Raw genomic sequence first — 18756 nt, 5'->3', positions numbered from 1 at the left:
TAAGTTGTATATTGGCTAGTACATTACAAGCTTTGTACAATCTATTATGCTTATGAAAGATGTGATACCTTTGAGTCAGGATTGGTCGAAAAAATCGCAGTTACTATATCAGATGTATCGCGTGAACAACGCTATTAATACGACCTTTGATGCTTATATTAGTCTTAGCCAATCGCGCTTTGAAATTTTGGCGTTAATCTATCAGGAGACGGAGATCAGTCAGGGCGATTTGCAAAAGCGAGTCACGCTGGACAAAGCTGCCGTTGCTCGGCACCTCAAGCAGCTGGAAGAGCAACAGCTCGTTTCACGTCGCAAAAAAGCGGGAGATAACCGCATTATCTGGGTGCAACTAACCGATCTGGGCAGACAATCCATTGAGGCATCGCAAAAGGAAAAAGAGAATTTTGCGGAGGAGCTGCTGCAACAGATTAGTGACAACGAATTGGATACCTTGCAAAAAATATTGATGCAATTAGACGAGAATGTGGCACGAATGAATAAGAGCACATAATGTGTAGGAGCTTCTCATTGAGGGTCTACATGAATAGATCTGCACCATCATAACGATAAGATGAAATAAAAGGCTGATATTCCTTTGATTGTGGGAAACCAGTCCTTTTTTTCATGTGCAGGTACAAGCTCTCTATGCAATTGTAAATTCGACGTAAATGATTGCCAGTACCTGATAAACGAATAAATGAGATGTCTAGCCCGATTTTGGCAGTTTATGAAGCTGTCTTTATCGGGCTATATCTGTTCATGATATAGGGTATCTAATGCAATGGAAGCGTTATACAAGTGATCCGTGTGTATAACATTTGCTGATCTCCACTGTGAGTAGAGACAGAAATTTCCTTTACACAAAAATAAACTGGGACGCATGTGGAGCTAATAAACGATCTATATACTCAGAGTTGCAAACAATTGAGACGTCTAGACAACTTCACGGAACAGGTGACGAGGAATTCAGGTAGGAAGGATGGAGTCATGGGCTGGTATGTACGCTCGCTCGGTGCGAGGAAGGTTATGGAATTTGTTGTGCTGGTTGTGTTTGTTATCTTTTTTCTGGGGCCATTGTTGAATTTGTTACTGCTCGCGGTATCAGGCAAATGGCAATATCCAGCGGCATTACCACAGAGCTGGTCGCTGGAATGGTGGCAATTTGTTTTAACACAGGATGATGTACTGGAGTCAATCTCGCTTTCGTTTCTGATTGCTGCTGTAGTCACGATCTGCTCGATTATCGTCTGTATTCCAGCTGCATATGCTTTTGCACGGATTGCCTTTCCGTTTAGTCGCTGGTTTTTGTTTTCCTTCTTGCTCACTCATGCCTTTCCAAAGATGGGCTTGTATGTATCGATTGCCGTCTTATTTTATAAGTTCGGCTTGATGAATACCTTTGTGGGCATCGTGCTCATTCATATGGTCAACACATTGATGTATATGACCTGGATTCCATCCTCTGCTTTTCGGAGTGTACATCGGGCACAGGAGGAATCAGCGCGTGATGCAGGTGCAGGGCCACTACGTGTGTTTTGGAAAATTACACTGCCGATGGCATTCCCCGGCATTATGGTCGCATCGATTTTCACGTTTCTTGCTTCGCTGGACGAGGCGCAGGGAACACTGCTGGTAGGTATCCCTGATTTTAAAACGATGCCAATCATTATGTATTCGATTATCGCCGATTATCCGAGCACGACAGGCGCTGTATTTTCTGTCATTTTAACATTGCCTACTATTATTCTGCTGCTTGCTGCACGTCGATTTGTGAGTGCGGATGTGCTAGCAGGAGGCTTTCAGGTGAAATGACGGTGCGTATGAAGAGTAGTCGTTATTCCATTCGCAGCTTGTATGTAGTACGCGCTTGATATTTATTGGCTAATTGCTTCACCTGTATGTACTAATCACTTTATCTTCATTTCCTTATACAGATGGAGTAAGACTTTATAGAAAAGCAGGAGGATATTCGATGACAGAACCTCAGCTATCGATTCGACAATTGAGTAAACGATTCAAAACAGGCGATGGCGTTAGCGATATTACACTGGATGTGCAGCCTGGCGAAATGGTCACATTGCTGGGACCATCTGGCTGTGGCAAGACGACGGTGCTACGCTCGATCGGCGGTTTTTTGGAACCGGATAGCGGCGATATTCTGATTCGTGGTCAGAGCGTGTTAAAGCTACCACCGGAGAAAAGACCGACCGCGATGGTGTTCCAGAGCTATAACCTATGGCCGCATATGACGGTGTATGACAATCTTGCATTCGGGCTACATATTCGCAAGCATAAAAAAGCACATATTCAGCGTGCGGTTACAGATGCATTGGAGCTCGTACAGCTAGCGCCCGCAGCACGCAAGTACCCATCCGAGCTATCCGGTGGACAGCAGCAGCGTGTAGCATTAGCGCGTGCCTTACTACTTGAGCCCGATGTATTGCTTCTGGATGAGCCGTTCTCTGCACTGGATGCCAAGCTACGGATGGAGATGCGTGAAGAACTGCGAGATATTCAGATGCGTACAGGCATGACGATGGTGTTCGTAACCCATGATCAGGAGGAAGCCTTATCGATCTCCGATCGGATTGTCGTGATGCACGCTGGACAGATCGAGCAGCTATCTACCCCGCAGGATATTTATGATCGTCCAAGCTCCTTATTTGTCGCGAGCTTTATCGGTCGGATCAACCTGCTGCCAGCAGTTAGTGATGGTACACGTATTCGTCTACAGTCGCTGGAATTAGAGCCGCAGCCCGGACAGACGCTCTTGCCTGGAGCCTGCACGATTGCTGTTCGACCGGAGGATGTGTACCTGACAGATGAGCAGCATAGTCTGGCAGGCACGATTCGGCAGGTGATGGTGCTTGGTCATTATGCAGAAGTATCGGTCGTGTGCGATGGGCAGATTATTAAAATGTTCGTGCCACGCGAGCAGGCAGTTCATTTGCTAAACGGGCAAGCGATTCGGATCGGGCTGCGTAAATTTACAGCCTTTCCCGAACAGACAGCAGGCATAACGGTTAGTCATACAGCAGCATCTCAAGCAGCAACTGTATGAGTATGCCGATCCTATAACGGCTATACATGGATCATACCAGAAAGCTGAGGTGATAATAACAACGTTTCAGCGCGAACCGGTATTAGAAAGGCGATGTGCTGGATACGTTGCACGAGCATAATAGGATGTCTGAATAGAACAGAATGGTCTTTTTTGAGGGCAAGGTCGTTATCATTCGTCTACATTAAAAAAGTTAATCTTCATTTCCTATCGTCATTTCCCATATTCGAGGAGGAACCAACGTGTTCACAAAAGCAAAATGGAGTTCACTGTTCATGATTGTAATCAGTATCGCACTGCTGGCAGGCTGTAGCGGCAAATCAGGCTCAGAGGCAGCAAGTGCCAGCAGTACAGGCACAACCGAGATTTCGCTGTATACCGGTGGCTCACTGAACGTGAAGGAGCTATGGGAAACACTCATTCCTGAATTTGAAAAAGCGAATCCAACGATCAAGGTGAAGCTGGTGTACCTGCCATCCGGTACAGGCGGTCAATCTGCGGTAGATCGTTTACTTGCAGCAAAGCAGAGCGGACAGCAAAGTGTAGATGTGGATCTGTATGAAGGCAGTCTGGATGATATGACACGCGGCAACAGTCAGGGGATCTGGGCGAAGCTGGATAGCTCGGCTATTCCGAATCTGTCCAATGTAGACAGCAATGCACTCAAGCAAGCGAATGATATGGCTGTTCCATATCGTGCTTCTTCGGTCGTCCTTGCTTATGATAGTTCACGTGTCAGCACGCCGCCGAAAACAGCAGATGAGCTGTACGATTGGATTCGTCAGCACCCAGGTCGCTTTGCTTACAATGATCCAGCGACAGGTGGCTCGGGTAGCTCATTTGTGAACACGGCGATCTATAATTTCCTGCCAGCAGATGCGATGAACAGCAGTGATCCATCGATGGCGCAAAAATGGGATAAAGGCTTCAATCTGCTCAAAGAGCTCGGCCCGTACATGTATCAAAAAGGCGTATATCCTAAGAAAAATCAGGGTACACTCGATCTGCTGGCAAGCGGCGAGGTGGATATGATTCCAGCATGGTCGGATATGGCGCTGGAGCAATTGAATAAGCAGCTGCTACCATCAACAGTGAAGCTGGCGCAGATCGATCCTCCATTTACAGGTGGCCCTTCGTACCTGCTGATGCCAGAAATGTCGACGAAAAAAGAAGCTGCCGAGAAGCTGCTGAACTATGTGCTAACACCAGAAGCGCAAACGATCATCGTCAACAAAATGTATGGCTATCCAGGGATCAAATGGGATTTGATGCCAAAAGAGCTGCAAAATCAGTTTGCCAGTGTGTCCAGCGGATATCGTCAATTTAACAGCGGCGATCTGCAAAAAGAAATCAATCAACGCTGGCAGAGCGAAGTAGCGGGGCAATAACAGATGAGTCATTCGGTAAAGAGAGGGATGCTGGGGCTTGCCCTGGTTATCCCCTCCTTTCTCATTTTGTTCGTTGTCGTCATTTTGCCGATTCTGTATGCTGTACAGGAAAGTCTGATTGATCAAAATAGTGGTGAGTTCGGACTCGGTAACTATATTCGTATGTTTACAGAGCCAGCGATGCGCACCAATATTATATACACGTTAAATGTGACACTGGTCTCGACGGTGATTGCTCTACTCGTTAGCTATGCGCTTGCTGTTTATTTGCGTTTTGGCAAAGGCTGGATGGCGCGCTGGATTAATCGCTTGTATTTTATACCAATGTTTGTGCCGGGTGTTATTGCTACATATGGGCTGATCACGCTCTATAGCAATCATGGCTGGATGGCTAGATTGCTGCTGTTGATCGGGATCGATACCTTTCCGAAGATCATTTATAGCTACAGTGGTCTATTGCTAGCCAATCTGTGGTTTAATATTCCGTTCGCTACGATGCTGCTCAGCTCAGCGCTGGCTGCTGTGCCAAACTCCGTAGTCGAAAGTGCGCGCGATGCAGGAGCGAGTAGCCTGCAATTATTTTTTCGCTTTATTTTGCCGCTATCCTACAAGACGATGTGGGTGGCGCTCACCTTTATTTTTATGGGCATTGTCGGTAGCTTTACGGCGCCGTTTCTAATCGGAGCGAATTCGCCGCAGGTGCTTGGAGTAGCGATGCAGCAGGTGTTTTCGAATTATCAGGAGACGCATACAGCAAGCGCGATGGCTGTATTTATGTTTTTGTTATGCTCGGTGATGGGGTACTTTTACATTCGTACGATGGGACAGGATCTGGATAAGCAGTCCTAAGTGATATAGCGGTAGGCTGCTCGTATCAGGACAAGGAGTGAATGGACGATGAATCAAGCTAACGAGGCGGCATCTACAATGGAGCAGGCAGGACATGATGAGCAGCATTATGAGCTGAATGTGCAGTCGGTTACTGATGCAGCAGATGCGATGCAGCATGGACGGAGCATGACGGATGCGATAGTCGACAGTGAACAGGCGATGAGTATCCATTTTCAATTGGAGCAGCCAGGTTATGCGGTGCTTGGACTGGAAGCCGCAGGGGATAGCAACTGGCAGGAGAAGGGACGGGAATCCGTCGTGCTGCGGTTATATCTAAATGGTGAATACCAGCAGGATGTCATTTTATTTTATGGCGAGCAGACGCTGGATTATAGCAGACTGCTCGGCTGCTTGCCTGCTGGAGCCCATACCGTCACACTAGAGCTACAGCGTGATATGACACCGGCTGGAGCTACACGCGCTGTTGTACGAAGAGCAGGTGTATACCATATTGATGAGAAGGAGCCGCTAGCGATGGTATATCGGCATACTCCTGTTATCTATGGACGTCAGCTGACTCATCCGTATGAGAGTACGTTTACCGATACGCCCTTGCTGTTGATGTACTCGATCGAACAGCAAGAGGATCGTATGACGATTGAATATCATATGGTGTTCAGCCACGAGGATGAAGGAACGCCGTCTGGTCTACTTATGAGTAAATGGGGGCGTACGACAGATATCGAATGGATGCATCGGGTAGAGCTAGATCGCGATGGCAAGGTTTTACGTCATACGTATCAAGGGCCGCATCATGTGGAAACGGCATTTGCTGGCTTGACTGATTGCGGTGGTCATCCGGTGCTTCAGGCGGCTACGGCTAACGGCAATTTTACCGATCAGCCGCTTTCGGATTATCGTTATATGCTACCGCCACTGCTGCAATGGGATCGTACCTGCGAGCCGCGTGAGCGTGTGATGGCGTTATATCCATTCATCCATCAGGTAAGCAATTGGGAAATGAATCGTCAGTATGAGCTAGAGCAGCCCGTGGATCGTCATTCCTGGAAGCTTGCCGATCAGCGGCATTATCTATTTATTCATGGGCTGAAGCAGTGGCCTGAATCCCTTCGTAGCCAGTCGCAGGATACCCCTATTGATGAAGTGACGGGTGAGAATATTTCCTTGCTCCGTCAGACGCCAATCGATTACCAGCTTCGTTTAAAAGGGGAGCAGGAATGGCTTTCGTCCAGTTATTTTGATATGCGAATTGGAGCATTTCGTGCGGCATATGAAGGGCCTTACTCAGGCTTTGCCACAACGATCAAAACAGATCAACAGTTAACTTTAGACGATATCGCTGCCATTCGTGCTGTATTATTGCCTGGCGGACTAGATGAAGTTGAGCTTGGTCATATGTATGCCTATACGCTAGATGAACAGTATCGTCCAGTTTCGGGCATTCGTGCTGAATCGTTTATTCGTTTAACAAAGGATACACCGGAAGCGCTGATATGGACATTTGGAGAATCGGATAGGTAAGGAAAGGAGCTAGAGCGGAGATGAATGTATTATATGAAGCTTCCGGAACGGTTAATCCTAACAGTGCTCAAAGCCATGTTGCTTACCGCTTTATGCTGCATGAGCCCGTGCAAAGTCTGAATATTGAATTTAGCTATGAGCCCAAGCTACTGGAGGATGAACAGCTAGCAGAGCAGCTTATTACCCGGGCAATGAAGCAGTATGGCTATGAGCAGCAAAGAGCAGAGGACTGGCGTAAATATGCGCCACTGCAAAATCTACTGACTCTTTCGCTCGATGATCCGTATCGTCATCGGGGACAGGCACATCGTATGGATCGGGTGCAGCAGCATCGGTTAACCGAGCATGAAGCATCGCCCGGCTTCTGGCCTGGTAGCAATCCTGCTGGATTATGGACAGTCACGATCAGTCTGCATGCGGTCGTTACCGAGCAGTGTCATTATAAGCTACGAATTACGGAAGGGGGCTCGTTATAATGTTGCGATGGACACCTGCCGAATTACATACCCATACCTTCCATAGCGATGGTTCACAATCCCTGCAAGAGCTAGCACAGGCAGCAAAACAGGCGGGCATTGATGTCATCGCTTTAACGGACCATAATACGCAATCCGGACTTATGGATCGTGAGCGGATCGAAGCCAGCACAGGGCTTCGTATTATCGCAGGAATGGAATGGACAACCTTTTACGGACATATGGTAACGATCGGTTTACAGCAATATGTGGACTGGAGACAGGTGGGGCAAGGCGATATCGAAAAAGGAATCCATCTGGTGCATGAAGCAGGCGGTATTGCTGGGATTGCGCATCCGTTCCGCATTGGTAGCCCGATCTGTACAGGCTGCTACTGGGAGTACCCGATTCATGATTGGAGCAAGGTGGACTATATTGAAGTATGGTCAACGCTAATGCCATTTATGAAGCAGGATAGTCAGCGTGCCTTTGCACTGTGGACAGACTTGCTAAACGCAGGACATCGTCTGGCAGCAACCAGTGGTCGAGATTGGCATCGTACATTACCGGATGATGCACCCGCAGCGATCACGTATATTGGATTGGATGCTATATGGAAGCAGAAGTTGGAAGGAGTGGAGCAGAAGCTAGATCAAAATGCTGCTACCGAGCAAAGGATGTATGAGCAGTCACAAATGAATACTCCAGCTTCAATAGATCATTCAGAATGGGTAGCGGCTCAGGATCAAGCTGAACAACATTCTTCCATTCATCGTTCGTATGACCATCCGTATATTGAAGCGATACGAAATGGAAGATTGAGTGTCACGATGGGGCCTTTGCTTGATCTGTACGCTGTTGTTCATCACCATGAGGCGATGGAAGGTATCTATTCCTATTCATTGCTACCGGAATCTGATCATAGCGCATGTTCCATCTACCAAATTGGAGACGTTATCCATGCTGGCCAGCAGCAGCTCCAGCTTCATATTCAGCTTGATCGGAAGATACGACACTCGCATTATGAGCTGCCCTCGCAAAAGCTGCGCCTGGTGATTATGAGCGATCAAGGCATTCTGGCAGAGACGAAGCTTGATTCGGAGGAACCGTGGCAGGAATGGACAATAGCAGTTCCAGCACCTACAAAATGGCTTCGTGCCGAGCTATATGGCTATTTTCATGAAGTATGTGGCATGCTGGCATTTACGAATGCAATCTATACCGATGGAATGAATACGGAATAAATATTCACGAGTTCAGTCTCCGCGTAGTGCAGATTGAGCGATATTCGCAGCAACAGATGACTACGGATAGGAAAGGATGACGTCGAGTTCATGTCGGTTAAACAACAATATATCAAAGCAGAGATTGAGCGCTGGATTCAACAAGAGGAAATGGACGCAGGCGATCGTCTTCCTTCTGAATCGGAGCTAGCAGGTCAATTCAACGTATGTCGCACAACCGTACGCGGAGCGATTCGATTGTTGAAAAATGAAGGCAAGCTGTTCGTTAAGCATGGAAGTGGTACCTATATCACACGCACAATGCAAACGATCCCAAGCTCGCTCGATCGGCTGTATAGCATCGGTGATATGATCGTATCCGCTGGTCTGGTTGAGGAGCAGCGACTCGAATATATCCGTAAGCTTGAAGCACCCGCAGAGGTCGCTTTTCATTTAGAGCTGAATAAGCATGATTCAGTCATTGTGATGGAGCGTAGCCGAATGGCGAATGGAGAGCCTGTTGCTCATTCTATTAACTACATTCCGGCGAACTTTGCAGGAGATACGCTAGATGAACAGCATTTTAGGGGCTCACTCTTTCAGCATCTGGAGCGTGAGTCAGGAGTTCGAATCGTGAGTGCAGATTCGCAAATTATCGTACCCACACCGGGTGATCCGCATTGCCGTAAGCTTGCTGTGCATCCTGAGGCAACCGTGCTGCTTATGAAGCAGACGCATTATGATGAAATGAACCGCCGTGTGCTCTATTCACTCGATTATGTGCGTAGTGATATTTTCACATTCTGGATTCGGCGTTTGCGTTGATGGGATATAGAAAACCGTAATACTATGTCATCTTTATCCACTGCTTACGCTAATAGGATGTTTTGGATGACCTACGATGCTTTGAATTGTTATTGAAAATTGCTTCAGTATCTGCGGATGCTGAAGCTTATTTGCATAGTCGCTTGTATAGCTGCTTATTGGCTAGAACATGGATGACTTCATCTGGAATGCTAAAATATGCTATAATAGAGCGCTTCAATGAGCAGGCAACGGTTTCGACTAGCCTTAGGGAAGTATAATGCTATCCTTCGTATTTCCAGTTTAAAGAAATGCAAGTGAAAAAAACACAGTAAACTTAAAAGGGGGATTAACCAATGCAGTTAGAACATGAAGGTATCGAAATGCGTCCATTGCGCGCGGAGCATGCCGAGGCGCTCTTACAATTGCGACTTGATAACAGAGACTATATGCAAATCTATGAACCGATTCGACCGGATCATTATTGGACGCTGCACACACAGCGCGAGATGCTGGAGCAGGGGGAGCAAAGCTTTCAAGCAGGTACGGGCTATGTGTTTGGTATGTTTACAGTGGATACAGGACAGCTTGTTGGACGTATAGAGCTAAGCGGTGTAGCAAGAGGACCTTTCCAAAATGCATCGGTCGGTTATTTTGTTGATCAACAGCATCATGGACGAGGATATGCTACTTCTGCATTGCGCTGGGTTACGAATTATGCGTTTCAGGAAGCAGGATTGCATCGTATTCAAGCTGGCGTTATGCCATGGAATCAGCCTTCACAGCGCGTATTGGAAAAAGCCCGCTTCCGCAAGGAGGGGCTGGCTGAACGCTATTTATACATTAATGGCAAATGGGAAGATCATATTCTATATGCGATCACAGCTGAAGAATGGGCGTAGACCTTATCGGATCAGAGCTAGATACGATATTCATAGCACGATCAAGCTACATAGAACGGTTGGCATGGAATAGCGATCGGGTATGAACTAGCATTGCGATAGCTTCAGCGTACGTGATTGGCTCATAAGGACGAATATCGCTCGATTCTTGTGTTGAGACTATACCGCGATCCATCATATGCTGGAATCGATCTGCATCAGAATGCTCTGTCTGCTCCAGATTAACGGAGCATTGCACATGCTCCACAGATGCTGTATGCTGCTCGTTCGCTGGAGAAGTAGAGGAAGAAGATGTTGTTGTATTCGTATCATTTGGATTCATTTCCTCATCGACAGACACAGACTCCTCCTGTTCAGCATCATCTACAATCTGAAATGCCTGTGCTTCCTGCGAGTTGTCCTGTTCTAACACATGCCAGAGCAAAATAGCAAAGTCGACACGCTGCATAGACGCCGCAGGATCAAGCTCAGGCGATAGTGGCAATCCATTTAAGCTGGCAATTAGCATATCTTCGCTATATGGAGCTTGATTATCAATCGTTGTAAAATAATCGCTAGCCTGAGGTGCTTTAACGAAGCGAAGGTTCTTTATATGAAGTCCCAGTTCCTTGACGAGTAATGGAATCGCTGTAGCATAGCTGAGCGGTGTAGTCGGCTGTAGGGGTGGAGCGATAGAAGAGCTTTGATGATGGTCATGATTCATGTAGATCATCTCCTTGAGTAGTCATCCACTTCTGTTTTGTAGTGCTGTAAAGCATAGATTAATTTGTTGATCGGCTTTCATTAGTATCCAGTGTAAAGTAGATGCCAATATATGTATATAGAAGAGAAGAAGACGATTTTTTTGATTTTTATGGCACAAGGGTATAAGTTATATAGTAGGGTGTTCGGCGATTAACCATGTTGCAGTTTACATGATTGCCGTGAACATTGAAGAGAATGAGATCATACCATATTGGAGGAGAATCACTATGACTAAACCATCTGAACGATTACTTGTATTTGTAGGCTCGTACGCAGAGTCTGATCATACCGGTGTATATGTGTATGAATTCAATGAAGCAACAGGGGAGCTTGTACAGACGGATGCGTTCACTGGCTTGCAAAATCCGACCTTCCTGAATGTGGATGCCAACGCTCGTCGTCTGTATGCACTGGGCGAAACCGTATCCGAAACAGGACCAAAGGGCAAAGGCGGCGAAGCAGCAGCTTTTGTGATTGATCCAGAGCAAGGAAAGCTGGAGCTCCTCAACCGTGCAAGAACGATTGACGGCCCTCCGTGTCATATCGGACGCTCCGCAGATAGCCGTTACCTGACAATGGTTAGTTACCATGGTGGTATGGTTGGCCTGATCTCCATTAAAGAAGACGGCAGCGTAGGCGAGCTGCTGGATGTGCATCAGCATGAAGGACATAGCGTAGATCTACAAAATCAGGATCGTCCGCATCCACACTCCACATTCTTCGATCCAGCTGGCAAATATGCGATCGTACAGGATCTCGGTCTTGACCGTGTACGTACGTATGAGCTGCTGCCAGAATCAAATGAGCTGAAATTCGTATCCGATGCGATCAGCACGCCAGGTGCAGGTCCACGTCACCTTGTATTCCATCCAAACGGCAAATTTGCCTTTATTATTAATGAGCTTAATTCGACTGTGACTGCTTATCAATATGAAGCAGCGACAGGCATATTGACTGAGGTACAGACGATCCCTACATTGCCTGCAGACTATGACGGTGCCAACGGCTGTGCTGAGATTGCCATTTCAGAAGATGGTCGTTATCTGTATGGCTCGAACCGTGGACATGATAGCATCGTGCAATATGCGGTTAATGCAGAGACTGGCGAGCTGACATTGGTACAGCATGTATCGACAGAGGGTGGACATCCACGTCACTTCTCCCTGTTGCCAGGCGGTCAATACGCACTGGTAGCGAATCGCGATGGTAATAACATCGTCGTATTCAGCATTGATGCGGACAGTGGCAAGCTGACTTACACAGGTAAAAGTGTAGAAGTATCGAAGCCTGTTTGTGTATGGGGCGCACGCTTCTAAGAGCATACTTTTATAAAGTGCTGGTTTTTCAAGGCTTTACTGCTGTTATGATGCGATACTGCAACGATATCATATAAGAATATATGCATCGTAAATCAGTAGTGAAGCCTCTAATTACGAACGATTTATCAACGACCGACAGTCATCGTGCTGTCGGTCGTTTTCTTATACGGGAAAGATGGTTAGCGCCATCCTGCTTACAATCTTATAATATAGGCAAGCTTTCCAGAATAGATATGCACTGCATTGCAAAAAGCTAACATCGAATTGTTTCAATTTATGATATAGAGGTAAAAATACATAACCCCTTTTACAAGAGCAGCTACGAATCGAATTGGGAAAAGGAGATGCATACGATGACAGAACCGCGTGAAAACAACAAGATTGATCATCAGGATGGCAAGCGCGATCATGCCGAGCAGTATCCTACCGATAAAGAAAGCTTGTTTGACCGTTTTGAATCGGAGCAGACGGTAGATGCCTTGCCTGTAGAAGATATGAAGCTGGAGCAACGGGAAGAAAAGGACGGCGAGCATACGAAGCGCTCTTCATCCAGTCAAAATGCTTACCCGGAGGGTGAGTCCAAGAATGATTCGGATATCGTGCGTTAATTGGATATAATGGAAGAAAGGCAAGGGACAGCTCCGCTTTAGCGGCAGGCGCTGTTCCTTTTCTGGATTCGTATAGATGGAAAGGTGATTGAACGCGATGGCATTTGGAATTAAGCGAGAAGAGCTTCAAGCATGGAAGCGTAAAGTTGAAGCAGGGGAAATTGCATTTTTGACTCATTATTGGATCGATGAGCGCTTTCCTGATAGTCGGACGGTGACAAAGGTGGGATGTGCAGATATCGATAAGCTACGACACTGGTGCAGATCGTATGGCTTGAATCCGCGTTATATACATTTGCGAGATCGATATCCTCATTTTGATCTGCTTGGAGCAGAACAGGTGCGCATTTTACAAGCGGAAGGCTTACAGACGCATATCGACCGTTTTCGTCTCGATTCGTCATCTTCATAATATGCGATCTTCCGGGCTGGCATGTTCGGGGCCGGCTGTATCGACCTCTTTAGGAATCGATTATGCATATGAGGCATTAGCCGAAGTGCCAGCTTTATCAGCACCAGTCAGCATGGCAACTACATACATAGCTCCAATATAGGTGAATAAAGCTGTCGAAATAGAAAAATAATAAAAAAAATTTAAAAGCGGTTGAAATCGGTTACAAGCCGAGCTATAATAGCGTTGTAGAAACGTTTCGACAAAAACACAGAAAATTCTGCAAGTGAATGTAAGCTTGAGGGAATATTTTTCTAGTGTCGATATGGGTAAAAATGTGGTTATGATCTAAAAATCACAAGTGGAACGTTACTTTCAGTCATGAAAAACTGTATTTTCCATAAAAATACAAAATATCCTTTTGGATGAAATCGAAACGTTTCGATAAGACTCTTTTGGTGAAATTATGCTGAACGCTAAGTCGAAACGCCGCTTCACTCCACGGTCAGGATCATGCTAAAGTAACAACAGCACTATAACCTGATTGAAGAACAGAGGTGAGCAGATGGGGGCAACTATTAAGGATGTAGCTGCTCTTGCCGGGGTGGCGGTGTCAACCGCCTCCTATGCGCTCAATGGCATCGGCAGAGTGAGTACGAAAACAAGGGATAAGGTGCTGGATGCAGCACGCCAGCTCAATTATCAGAAGAATGGTATCGCATCCGATCTGAAGCGTTCACGCACGAATACAATCGCATTGTTGCTGAGCGATCTGTCGGGGCCTTACTATTCTAGCCTGATCAAGGGCGTACAGGAGGTTAGCCTGAACAATGGCTACGATCTCATCGCTTGTAGCTCGATCGGTGGAGATTCCTCAACTGCTGTGAAGTTCATTAAAGAAAAGCGTGTCGATGGAGCGATCATTCTCGCACACAACATTCCCGACCGAACGATTATGGAGTCGGCGCGTGAGGGCTTTCCGATCGTGATGCTGGATCGCCGATTGGAGCACGAGAGCGTATGCTACGTTGAAGCCGATCATGAGAAGGGTGGCCTACTGGCAACGAATTATTTGATCGAAAATGGTCATCGTCGTATTGCCTTTGTTTCCGGTCCGGCAAGCAGTAAGCATAATAAGGATCGCTATAACGGCTTTACACGAGCAATGAATGATCATGGACTTACGATTGAGCCACGCTGGAATCTGATCGGTAATTTTACCGAGGAAGGCGGTTATCGTGCAGTGAAGCTCATGATTGCACAGGGGGATTTACCGGAAGCGGTATTTTTCGCTAATGATGAGATGGCACTCGGGGGAATCACGGCGCTTCAGGAAGCAGGCATTCGCGTGCCAGAGGACATATCGGTAATCGGCTTTGATGATATCGTGCAGGCTCGCTTTTTGAACCCGGGTCTAACCACGGTACGACAGCCAGATTATGAGGTTGGCGCACTGGCTGTACATTTAATTTTCCAGATTTTAAAAGGAGAGTCGGTGGCACAACACTATACATTGGACACAGAACTTGTTATTCGTGGCACGGTTCGTTCCATTCAAAAATGAGGTGTACGTAATGAAAACATGGTGGAAACCAGCGATATCCGGTCTGCTGATCTTCTCCTTGCTGCTGGCAGGCTGTTCTGGCGGCAACGAGAAGGGCACGACCTCTGATGGTAAGCGTGTATTAAAAGTATGGGGGATGGGTGCGGAAGGTACAGCACTAAGCAAGCTTGTTCCCGATTTTGAAGCCAAGCATCCTGATATTAAAGTGGACGTGCAGGCGATTCCGTGGGATAACGCGCACGATAAGCTACTCACCGCAGTGGCATCCCGCAGTGGCCCAGATGTTGTACAGATGGGTATGGGCTGGATACCCGAGTTTGCCGGTGCAGGCGCGCTACAGGATTTGACGCCTTATATGGATAAATATCCGAATTTGAAAACGGATAATTATTTTGAGGGTGCACGTACGAAGATGACCTATGAGGGCAAGACCGTAGGTGTTCCATGGTATATCGATACCCGGGTGCTCTTTTATCGCAAGGATCTGCTGAAGCAGGTTGGCTATAATGAGCCTCCCAAAACATGGGATGAACTGAAGGACGCAGCGAAAAAGCTGGCTGCACGTGGCAATGGCAATTACGGGATTTTGCTAGATAGCAAAGACCCACTGTTTACGATTCCATTTGCCTGGGAAAACGGTAGTGAAGTGATTAACAGCAACAAACAGGCACAGTTGAACCAGCCTCCTTATGTGGAGACGATTCAATATTTAAGTAGCTTTTTCAAAGAGGGTATCGCCCCGACTCAGAGTGACATGCAGCTGATCCCTTCGTTTGGTGAAGGTATTCTGCCAATGTTCATCAGTGGGCCGTGGTCGGTAAACCAAGTCAAGACGGAGCTACCGGAGCTGAAGCCAGATCAATGGGGAACCGCAGTCATCCCACCGAAAACGGCTGGTGGTGAAAGCGTCTCTGTACTGGGCGGCTCCAATCTATCCGTGTTCAGCACCTCGCAAAATACAGAGGCAGCGGTACAGTTCATCAGTTATTTGAACGATCCGCAGGTACAGGTCAAATGGTATGAGCTGACACAGGATTTGCCATCCACAACCAAAGCGTGGGAGGACAAAGCATTTGACAACAGTCCGAATATCAGTACATTCCGTACACAGATGGATACGGCACGTTCTACGCCATCCGTCAAAGAATGGGAAACGATCGGCAAGCAGATCAGCGATGCGTTTGATCAGATTGTCGTCGGTGGTGCAGACATTCAGACACAGCTAAACCAGTTAAACGAGCAGGCGAATTCGACGTTGCAGAGCGGAAATTAAGTAGTAATCCTGTTCAGCACGCAGATAGCCAGCAGCATCGCTATAAGGTATGAGTATGGTGTAGCGGTGTGAGTACGAATGAAGCAACAGGTTATAAGCGGCAGTAAAAGGGGAGGTCAGGGATACGCTTGCATGACAGGCGATCCTCCAGCAACAAAGCCGGCAGTGTACCGATAAATAATTACACTGCTACCAACAGTGAAGACTCTGGCGAATGTCCGTGCTGATACTCATACGTGATCCGAACAGCGTCTTTACTGCTATTTTCATCCAAATACCAATAAAGAGGTGGCCCGAGCATGGCTAAATTATGGAAAACTGCAGTTGCATGTATGCTGGTATTTTCACTGATACTCGCTGGATGTGGCGGTAAAGACAAAACAACAACAGCGGATGGAAAGCGGATTCTTAAAGTATGGGGTATGGGCGGCGAAGGCGGTTCGTTACCGAATATGGTTGAAGCGTTTGAAAAGGCTAATCCAGATATCGATGTACAGGTACAGCAGATTCCATGGGATAGCGCGCACGACAAGCTGTTGACTGCGGTAGCTTCCAAAAACGGCCCGGACGTTATCCAGATGGGGATGACATGGATTCCAGAGTTTGCGAATGCGGGTGCATTGCTTGATCTGTCCTCGTACACAGATAAATATCCAAACCTGAAGCCAGAGAACTTCTTCGAGGGTGCACGTGAAACGATGAAATATAATGACAAGCTGATCGCGATTCCATGGTATATGGAGACACGTGTACTGTACTATCGTACCGATCTGCTGAAGGAAGTTGGCTACGATCAGGCACCAAAAACATGGGCTGAGCTACAAGATGCAGCGAAAAAGCTGGCTGCACGTGGTAACGGCAACTATGGTATTTTGCTTGATAATCAGGATGCCGCATTCACTCTTCCATTTGCCTGGGAAAATGGTAGCGAAGTCATCAGCAGCGACAACAAAGCTCAATTTAACCAGAAGCCATATGTAGAAGCAGTTCAATACCTGACAAGCTTCTATAAAGATGGCAGTGCGCCATCGCAGAGCGATATGCAGCTTCTGCCAGCATTCGGTCAAGGTATCATTCCAATGTTCTTCAGTGGTCCATGGTCGATCAATCAGATTCATGAAACGGTACCACAAATTGATGGTAAATGGGCAACAGCAACGATTCCTGTCAAGGAAGAAGGCGGCAAAAGCGCATCCGTACTGGGTGGCTCGAACTGGAGCGTATTCAGCAGCGCAGCGAACAAGGACGATGCTGTAAAATTCGTATCCTTTATGAGCGATCCAGCCAACCAGATTGAATACTACAAGCTGTCCAAAGACTTGCCATCCACACTGAAAGCATGGGATGACAAAGCGCTCGATGGCGAACAAATTGCAACATTCCGTGAGCAAATGAAAACCTCTCGTCCATCTCCATTTGTACCGCAATGGGAAGCTGTAGGTCAATTGATCAAGGCAGCCCTGCAACAGATCGTTGTTGGCGGTGCAGATGTACAGACGCAGATGGAGGATCTGAATACACAGGCTGATGCCTTGCTACAAAAATAATTCATGCAACGCGCTAACCGCCGGGCATCCTCCGGTGCCTGGCTGGTCAGCCTGTTCATAAGCACACGTGTAGCGCTTCTACCTATAAACAGTAGGGAGGTAGAAGCGGCTTCACCGGAAGAATAGACTTCCGTAAAGGAGGGAGCAGAACATGCAAAAGGCCTGGCAGTCGTTGGTCAAACACAGATATCCGTATCTGTTTATCGCGCCGACGCTGATTATACTTTTCGTCTTCTCATTTATACCGATTCTCGTTGCTGTATTTATTAGCTTCACGAATATGAATCTGGCAGGGCTGGCAGACTGGTCCAATGTTGAATTCAAAGGTGTGGACAATTTTGTCCAGCTATTCAGTGATGCAGTATTCCGCAAATCGATGTTTAATACGCTGATTTACGTGGTTGTCGGCGTTCCACTCGTTGTCATCGTGTCGATGGCGATTGCGATTTTGATTAATCAGGGTACAAGCTGGATTTTCAAAACGTTTCGAGTTATCTACTATATGCCATCGATTACGAACATCGTTGCGATTGCCGTAATCTGGGGTTATCTGTACAACTCTCAGTATGGTCTGATTAACCACATGCTGGAAGCTGTAGGGATATCGCCAGTACGCTGGTTGCAGGATCCAACAATCGCCAAGTTCTCACTGATCATTATGGCAGTATGGAAAGCAATCGGTCTAAATATGATCATCTTCCTGGCAGCATTGCAAGGTATTCCGCGCACCTATTATGAAGCTGCACAGATTGACGGTGCAAGCCGCTGGCAGCAACTGATGCGCATTACCGTACCACTGCTCGGATTTGCAACCTTCTTCGTTTCGATTACAACATTGATCGGCTGGATTCAGTTCTTCGAGGAGCCACTCGTTATGACAAAGGGTGACCCACTGAATGGTACAACCTCGATGGCACTGTTCATTTACCAGACCGGTTTCCAGCGCAGTGATTTCGGCTACGCGGCAGCAGGCTCGATCGTCTTGTTCGCCATCATCATTCTTGTAACTATCGTTCAATTCAAAGCACGCAAAAAAGACAGTGATGTCGAATATTGATATCCGAGCAGCTCTAACTAGCTAATGCCGGAGCATACTGTGAAAGG

General features: G+C 47.0%; 18 protein-coding genes. 17 read left to right on the top strand and 1 reads right to left on the bottom strand.

All coding sequences use genetic code 11. The features are described from left to right. The first annotated feature begins 70 nt into the window (after positions 1 to 70). From SK066_RS14020 to SK066_RS13975, 10 genes are all read left to right on the top strand, one after another. Positions 71 to 511: a MarR family winged helix-turn-helix transcriptional regulator gene (locus tag SK066_RS14020; RefSeq protein WP_320541978.1), complete on the top strand. Its 441-nt coding sequence runs from the start codon at positions 71 to 73 to the stop codon at positions 509 to 511. 476 nt (positions 512 to 987) lie between these two features. Next, a complete protein-coding gene (locus SK066_RS14015; protein ID WP_250343348.1) occupies positions 988 to 1812 on the top strand; it encodes an ABC transporter permease in 825 nt (274 codons plus the stop codon). A 160-nt stretch (positions 1813 to 1972) separates the two neighbouring features. Next, complete coding sequence (locus SK066_RS14010) at positions 1973 to 3061, top strand: ABC transporter ATP-binding protein (protein WP_320541977.1); 1089 nt, start codon at positions 1973 to 1975, stop codon at positions 3059 to 3061. Between the two features lie 242 nt (positions 3062 to 3303). Further along, positions 3304 to 4449 carry an extracellular solute-binding protein gene (locus SK066_RS14005; RefSeq protein WP_373289151.1) on the top strand — a complete coding sequence of 382 codons (1146 nt, stop codon included), beginning with the start codon at positions 3304 to 3306 and terminating at the stop codon, positions 4447 to 4449. Positions 4450 to 4452: 3 nt separating this feature from the next. Further along, positions 4453 to 5298, top strand: coding sequence for an ABC transporter permease (locus SK066_RS14000; RefSeq protein WP_320541976.1), 846 nt, complete (start codon positions 4453 to 4455; stop codon positions 5296 to 5298). Positions 5299 to 5346: 48 nt separating this feature from the next. Next, positions 5347 to 6822 carry a hypothetical protein gene (locus SK066_RS13995; RefSeq protein ID WP_320541975.1) on the top strand — a complete coding sequence of 492 codons (1476 nt, stop codon included), beginning with the start codon at positions 5347 to 5349 and terminating at the stop codon, positions 6820 to 6822. A 20-nt stretch (positions 6823 to 6842) separates the two neighbouring features. After that, a complete protein-coding gene (locus SK066_RS13990) occupies positions 6843 to 7298 on the top strand; it encodes a hypothetical protein (protein ID WP_320541974.1) in 456 nt (151 codons plus the stop codon). Continuing rightward, the gene (locus SK066_RS13985) at positions 7298 to 8521 is read left to right on the top strand and encodes a CehA/McbA family metallohydrolase (RefSeq protein WP_320541973.1); all 1224 of its coding nucleotides are present in this window, start codon (positions 7298 to 7300) and stop codon (positions 8519 to 8521) included. The genes SK066_RS13990 and SK066_RS13985 overlap by 1 nt, the downstream gene beginning before the upstream one ends. A gap of 90 nt (positions 8522 to 8611) precedes the next feature. Continuing rightward, positions 8612 to 9325 carry a GntR family transcriptional regulator gene (locus SK066_RS13980; protein ID WP_320541972.1) on the top strand — a complete coding sequence of 238 codons (714 nt, stop codon included), beginning with the start codon at positions 8612 to 8614 and terminating at the stop codon, positions 9323 to 9325. Between the two features lie 335 nt (positions 9326 to 9660). After that, a complete protein-coding gene (locus SK066_RS13975) occupies positions 9661 to 10206 on the top strand; it encodes a GNAT family N-acetyltransferase (protein WP_320541971.1) in 546 nt (181 codons plus the stop codon). Between the two features lie 46 nt (positions 10207 to 10252). Here the strand turns inward: SK066_RS13975 and SK066_RS13970 are convergent, their stop codons facing one another. Then, entirely contained in the window at positions 10253 to 10909 is a 657-nt protein-coding gene (locus tag SK066_RS13970; RefSeq protein WP_320541970.1) for a hypothetical protein, read from the bottom strand. 268 nt (positions 10910 to 11177) lie between these two features. Between SK066_RS13970 and SK066_RS13965 the strand changes: the two genes are divergently transcribed. The 7 genes from SK066_RS13965 (at position 11178) to SK066_RS13935 (ending at position 18709) form a co-directional block, all read left to right on the top strand. Further along, the gene (locus SK066_RS13965) at positions 11178 to 12266 is read left to right on the top strand and encodes a lactonase family protein (RefSeq protein ID WP_320541969.1); all 1089 of its coding nucleotides are present in this window, start codon (positions 11178 to 11180) and stop codon (positions 12264 to 12266) included. A 356-nt stretch (positions 12267 to 12622) separates the two neighbouring features. Continuing rightward, positions 12623 to 12877 carry a hypothetical protein gene (locus SK066_RS13960; RefSeq protein ID WP_320541968.1) on the top strand — a complete coding sequence of 85 codons (255 nt, stop codon included), beginning with the start codon at positions 12623 to 12625 and terminating at the stop codon, positions 12875 to 12877. Positions 12878 to 12974: 97 nt separating this feature from the next. Next, positions 12975 to 13289: a hypothetical protein gene (locus SK066_RS13955; RefSeq protein ID WP_320541967.1), complete on the top strand. Its 315-nt coding sequence runs from the start codon at positions 12975 to 12977 to the stop codon at positions 13287 to 13289. A gap of 544 nt (positions 13290 to 13833) precedes the next feature. Then, positions 13834 to 14832 (top strand): LacI family DNA-binding transcriptional regulator, encoded by a 999-nt coding sequence (locus tag SK066_RS13950; RefSeq protein ID WP_320541966.1) that lies wholly within the window; start codon positions 13834 to 13836, stop codon positions 14830 to 14832. A gap of 10 nt (positions 14833 to 14842) precedes the next feature. Further along, positions 14843 to 16105, top strand: a complete 1263-nt coding sequence (locus SK066_RS13945) for a sugar ABC transporter substrate-binding protein (protein ID WP_320541965.1) — start codon at positions 14843 to 14845, stop codon at positions 16103 to 16105. A gap of 299 nt (positions 16106 to 16404) precedes the next feature. Next, complete coding sequence (locus tag SK066_RS13940) at positions 16405 to 17652, top strand: sugar ABC transporter substrate-binding protein (RefSeq protein WP_320541964.1); 1248 nt, start codon at positions 16405 to 16407, stop codon at positions 17650 to 17652. A 151-nt stretch (positions 17653 to 17803) separates the two neighbouring features. Next, complete coding sequence (locus SK066_RS13935; RefSeq protein ID WP_188776764.1) at positions 17804 to 18709, top strand: carbohydrate ABC transporter permease; 906 nt, start codon at positions 17804 to 17806, stop codon at positions 18707 to 18709. The last annotated feature ends 47 nt before the right edge of the window (positions 18710 to 18756 follow it).

It is taken from the genome of Paenibacillus hunanensis (genome assembly GCF_034055775.1).
In the GTDB taxonomy this organism is placed as follows: domain Bacteria; phylum Bacillota; class Bacilli; order Paenibacillales; family Paenibacillaceae; genus Saccharibacillus; species Saccharibacillus hunanensis.
This window is presented reverse-complemented; position numbering and strand designations above follow the sequence as displayed.

Coding starts and splice junctions, on each gene's coding strand:
- SK066_RS13945 (WP_320541965.1), top strand. CDS start 14,843: ATGAAAACATGGTGGAAACCAGCGATATCCGGTCTGCTGATCTTCTCC.
- SK066_RS14015 (WP_250343348.1), top strand. CDS start 988: ATGGGCTGGTATGTACGCTCGCTCGGTGCGAGGAAGGTTATGGAATTT.
- SK066_RS13995 (WP_320541975.1), top strand. CDS start 5,347: ATGAATCAAGCTAACGAGGCGGCATCTACAATGGAGCAGGCAGGACAT.
- SK066_RS13990 (WP_320541974.1), top strand. CDS start 6,843: ATGAATGTATTATATGAAGCTTCCGGAACGGTTAATCCTAACAGTGCT.
- SK066_RS13960 (WP_320541968.1), top strand. CDS start 12,623: ATGACAGAACCGCGTGAAAACAACAAGATTGATCATCAGGATGGCAAG.
- SK066_RS14010 (WP_320541977.1), top strand. CDS start 1,973: ATGACAGAACCTCAGCTATCGATTCGACAATTGAGTAAACGATTCAAA.
- SK066_RS13955 (WP_320541967.1), top strand. CDS start 12,975: ATGGCATTTGGAATTAAGCGAGAAGAGCTTCAAGCATGGAAGCGTAAA.
- SK066_RS13940 (WP_320541964.1), top strand. CDS start 16,405: ATGGCTAAATTATGGAAAACTGCAGTTGCATGTATGCTGGTATTTTCA.
- SK066_RS13970 (WP_320541970.1), bottom strand. CDS start 10,909: ATGAATCATGACCATCATCAAAGCTCTTCTATCGCTCCACCCCTACAG.
- SK066_RS14000 (WP_320541976.1), top strand. CDS start 4,453: ATGAGTCATTCGGTAAAGAGAGGGATGCTGGGGCTTGCCCTGGTTATC.
- SK066_RS13975 (WP_320541971.1), top strand. CDS start 9,661: ATGCAGTTAGAACATGAAGGTATCGAAATGCGTCCATTGCGCGCGGAG.
- SK066_RS13965 (WP_320541969.1), top strand. CDS start 11,178: ATGACTAAACCATCTGAACGATTACTTGTATTTGTAGGCTCGTACGCA.
- SK066_RS13980 (WP_320541972.1), top strand. CDS start 8,612: ATGTCGGTTAAACAACAATATATCAAAGCAGAGATTGAGCGCTGGATT.
- SK066_RS13935 (WP_188776764.1), top strand. CDS start 17,804: ATGCAAAAGGCCTGGCAGTCGTTGGTCAAACACAGATATCCGTATCTG.
- SK066_RS13950 (WP_320541966.1), top strand. CDS start 13,834: ATGGGGGCAACTATTAAGGATGTAGCTGCTCTTGCCGGGGTGGCGGTG.
- SK066_RS13985 (WP_320541973.1), top strand. CDS start 7,298: ATGTTGCGATGGACACCTGCCGAATTACATACCCATACCTTCCATAGC.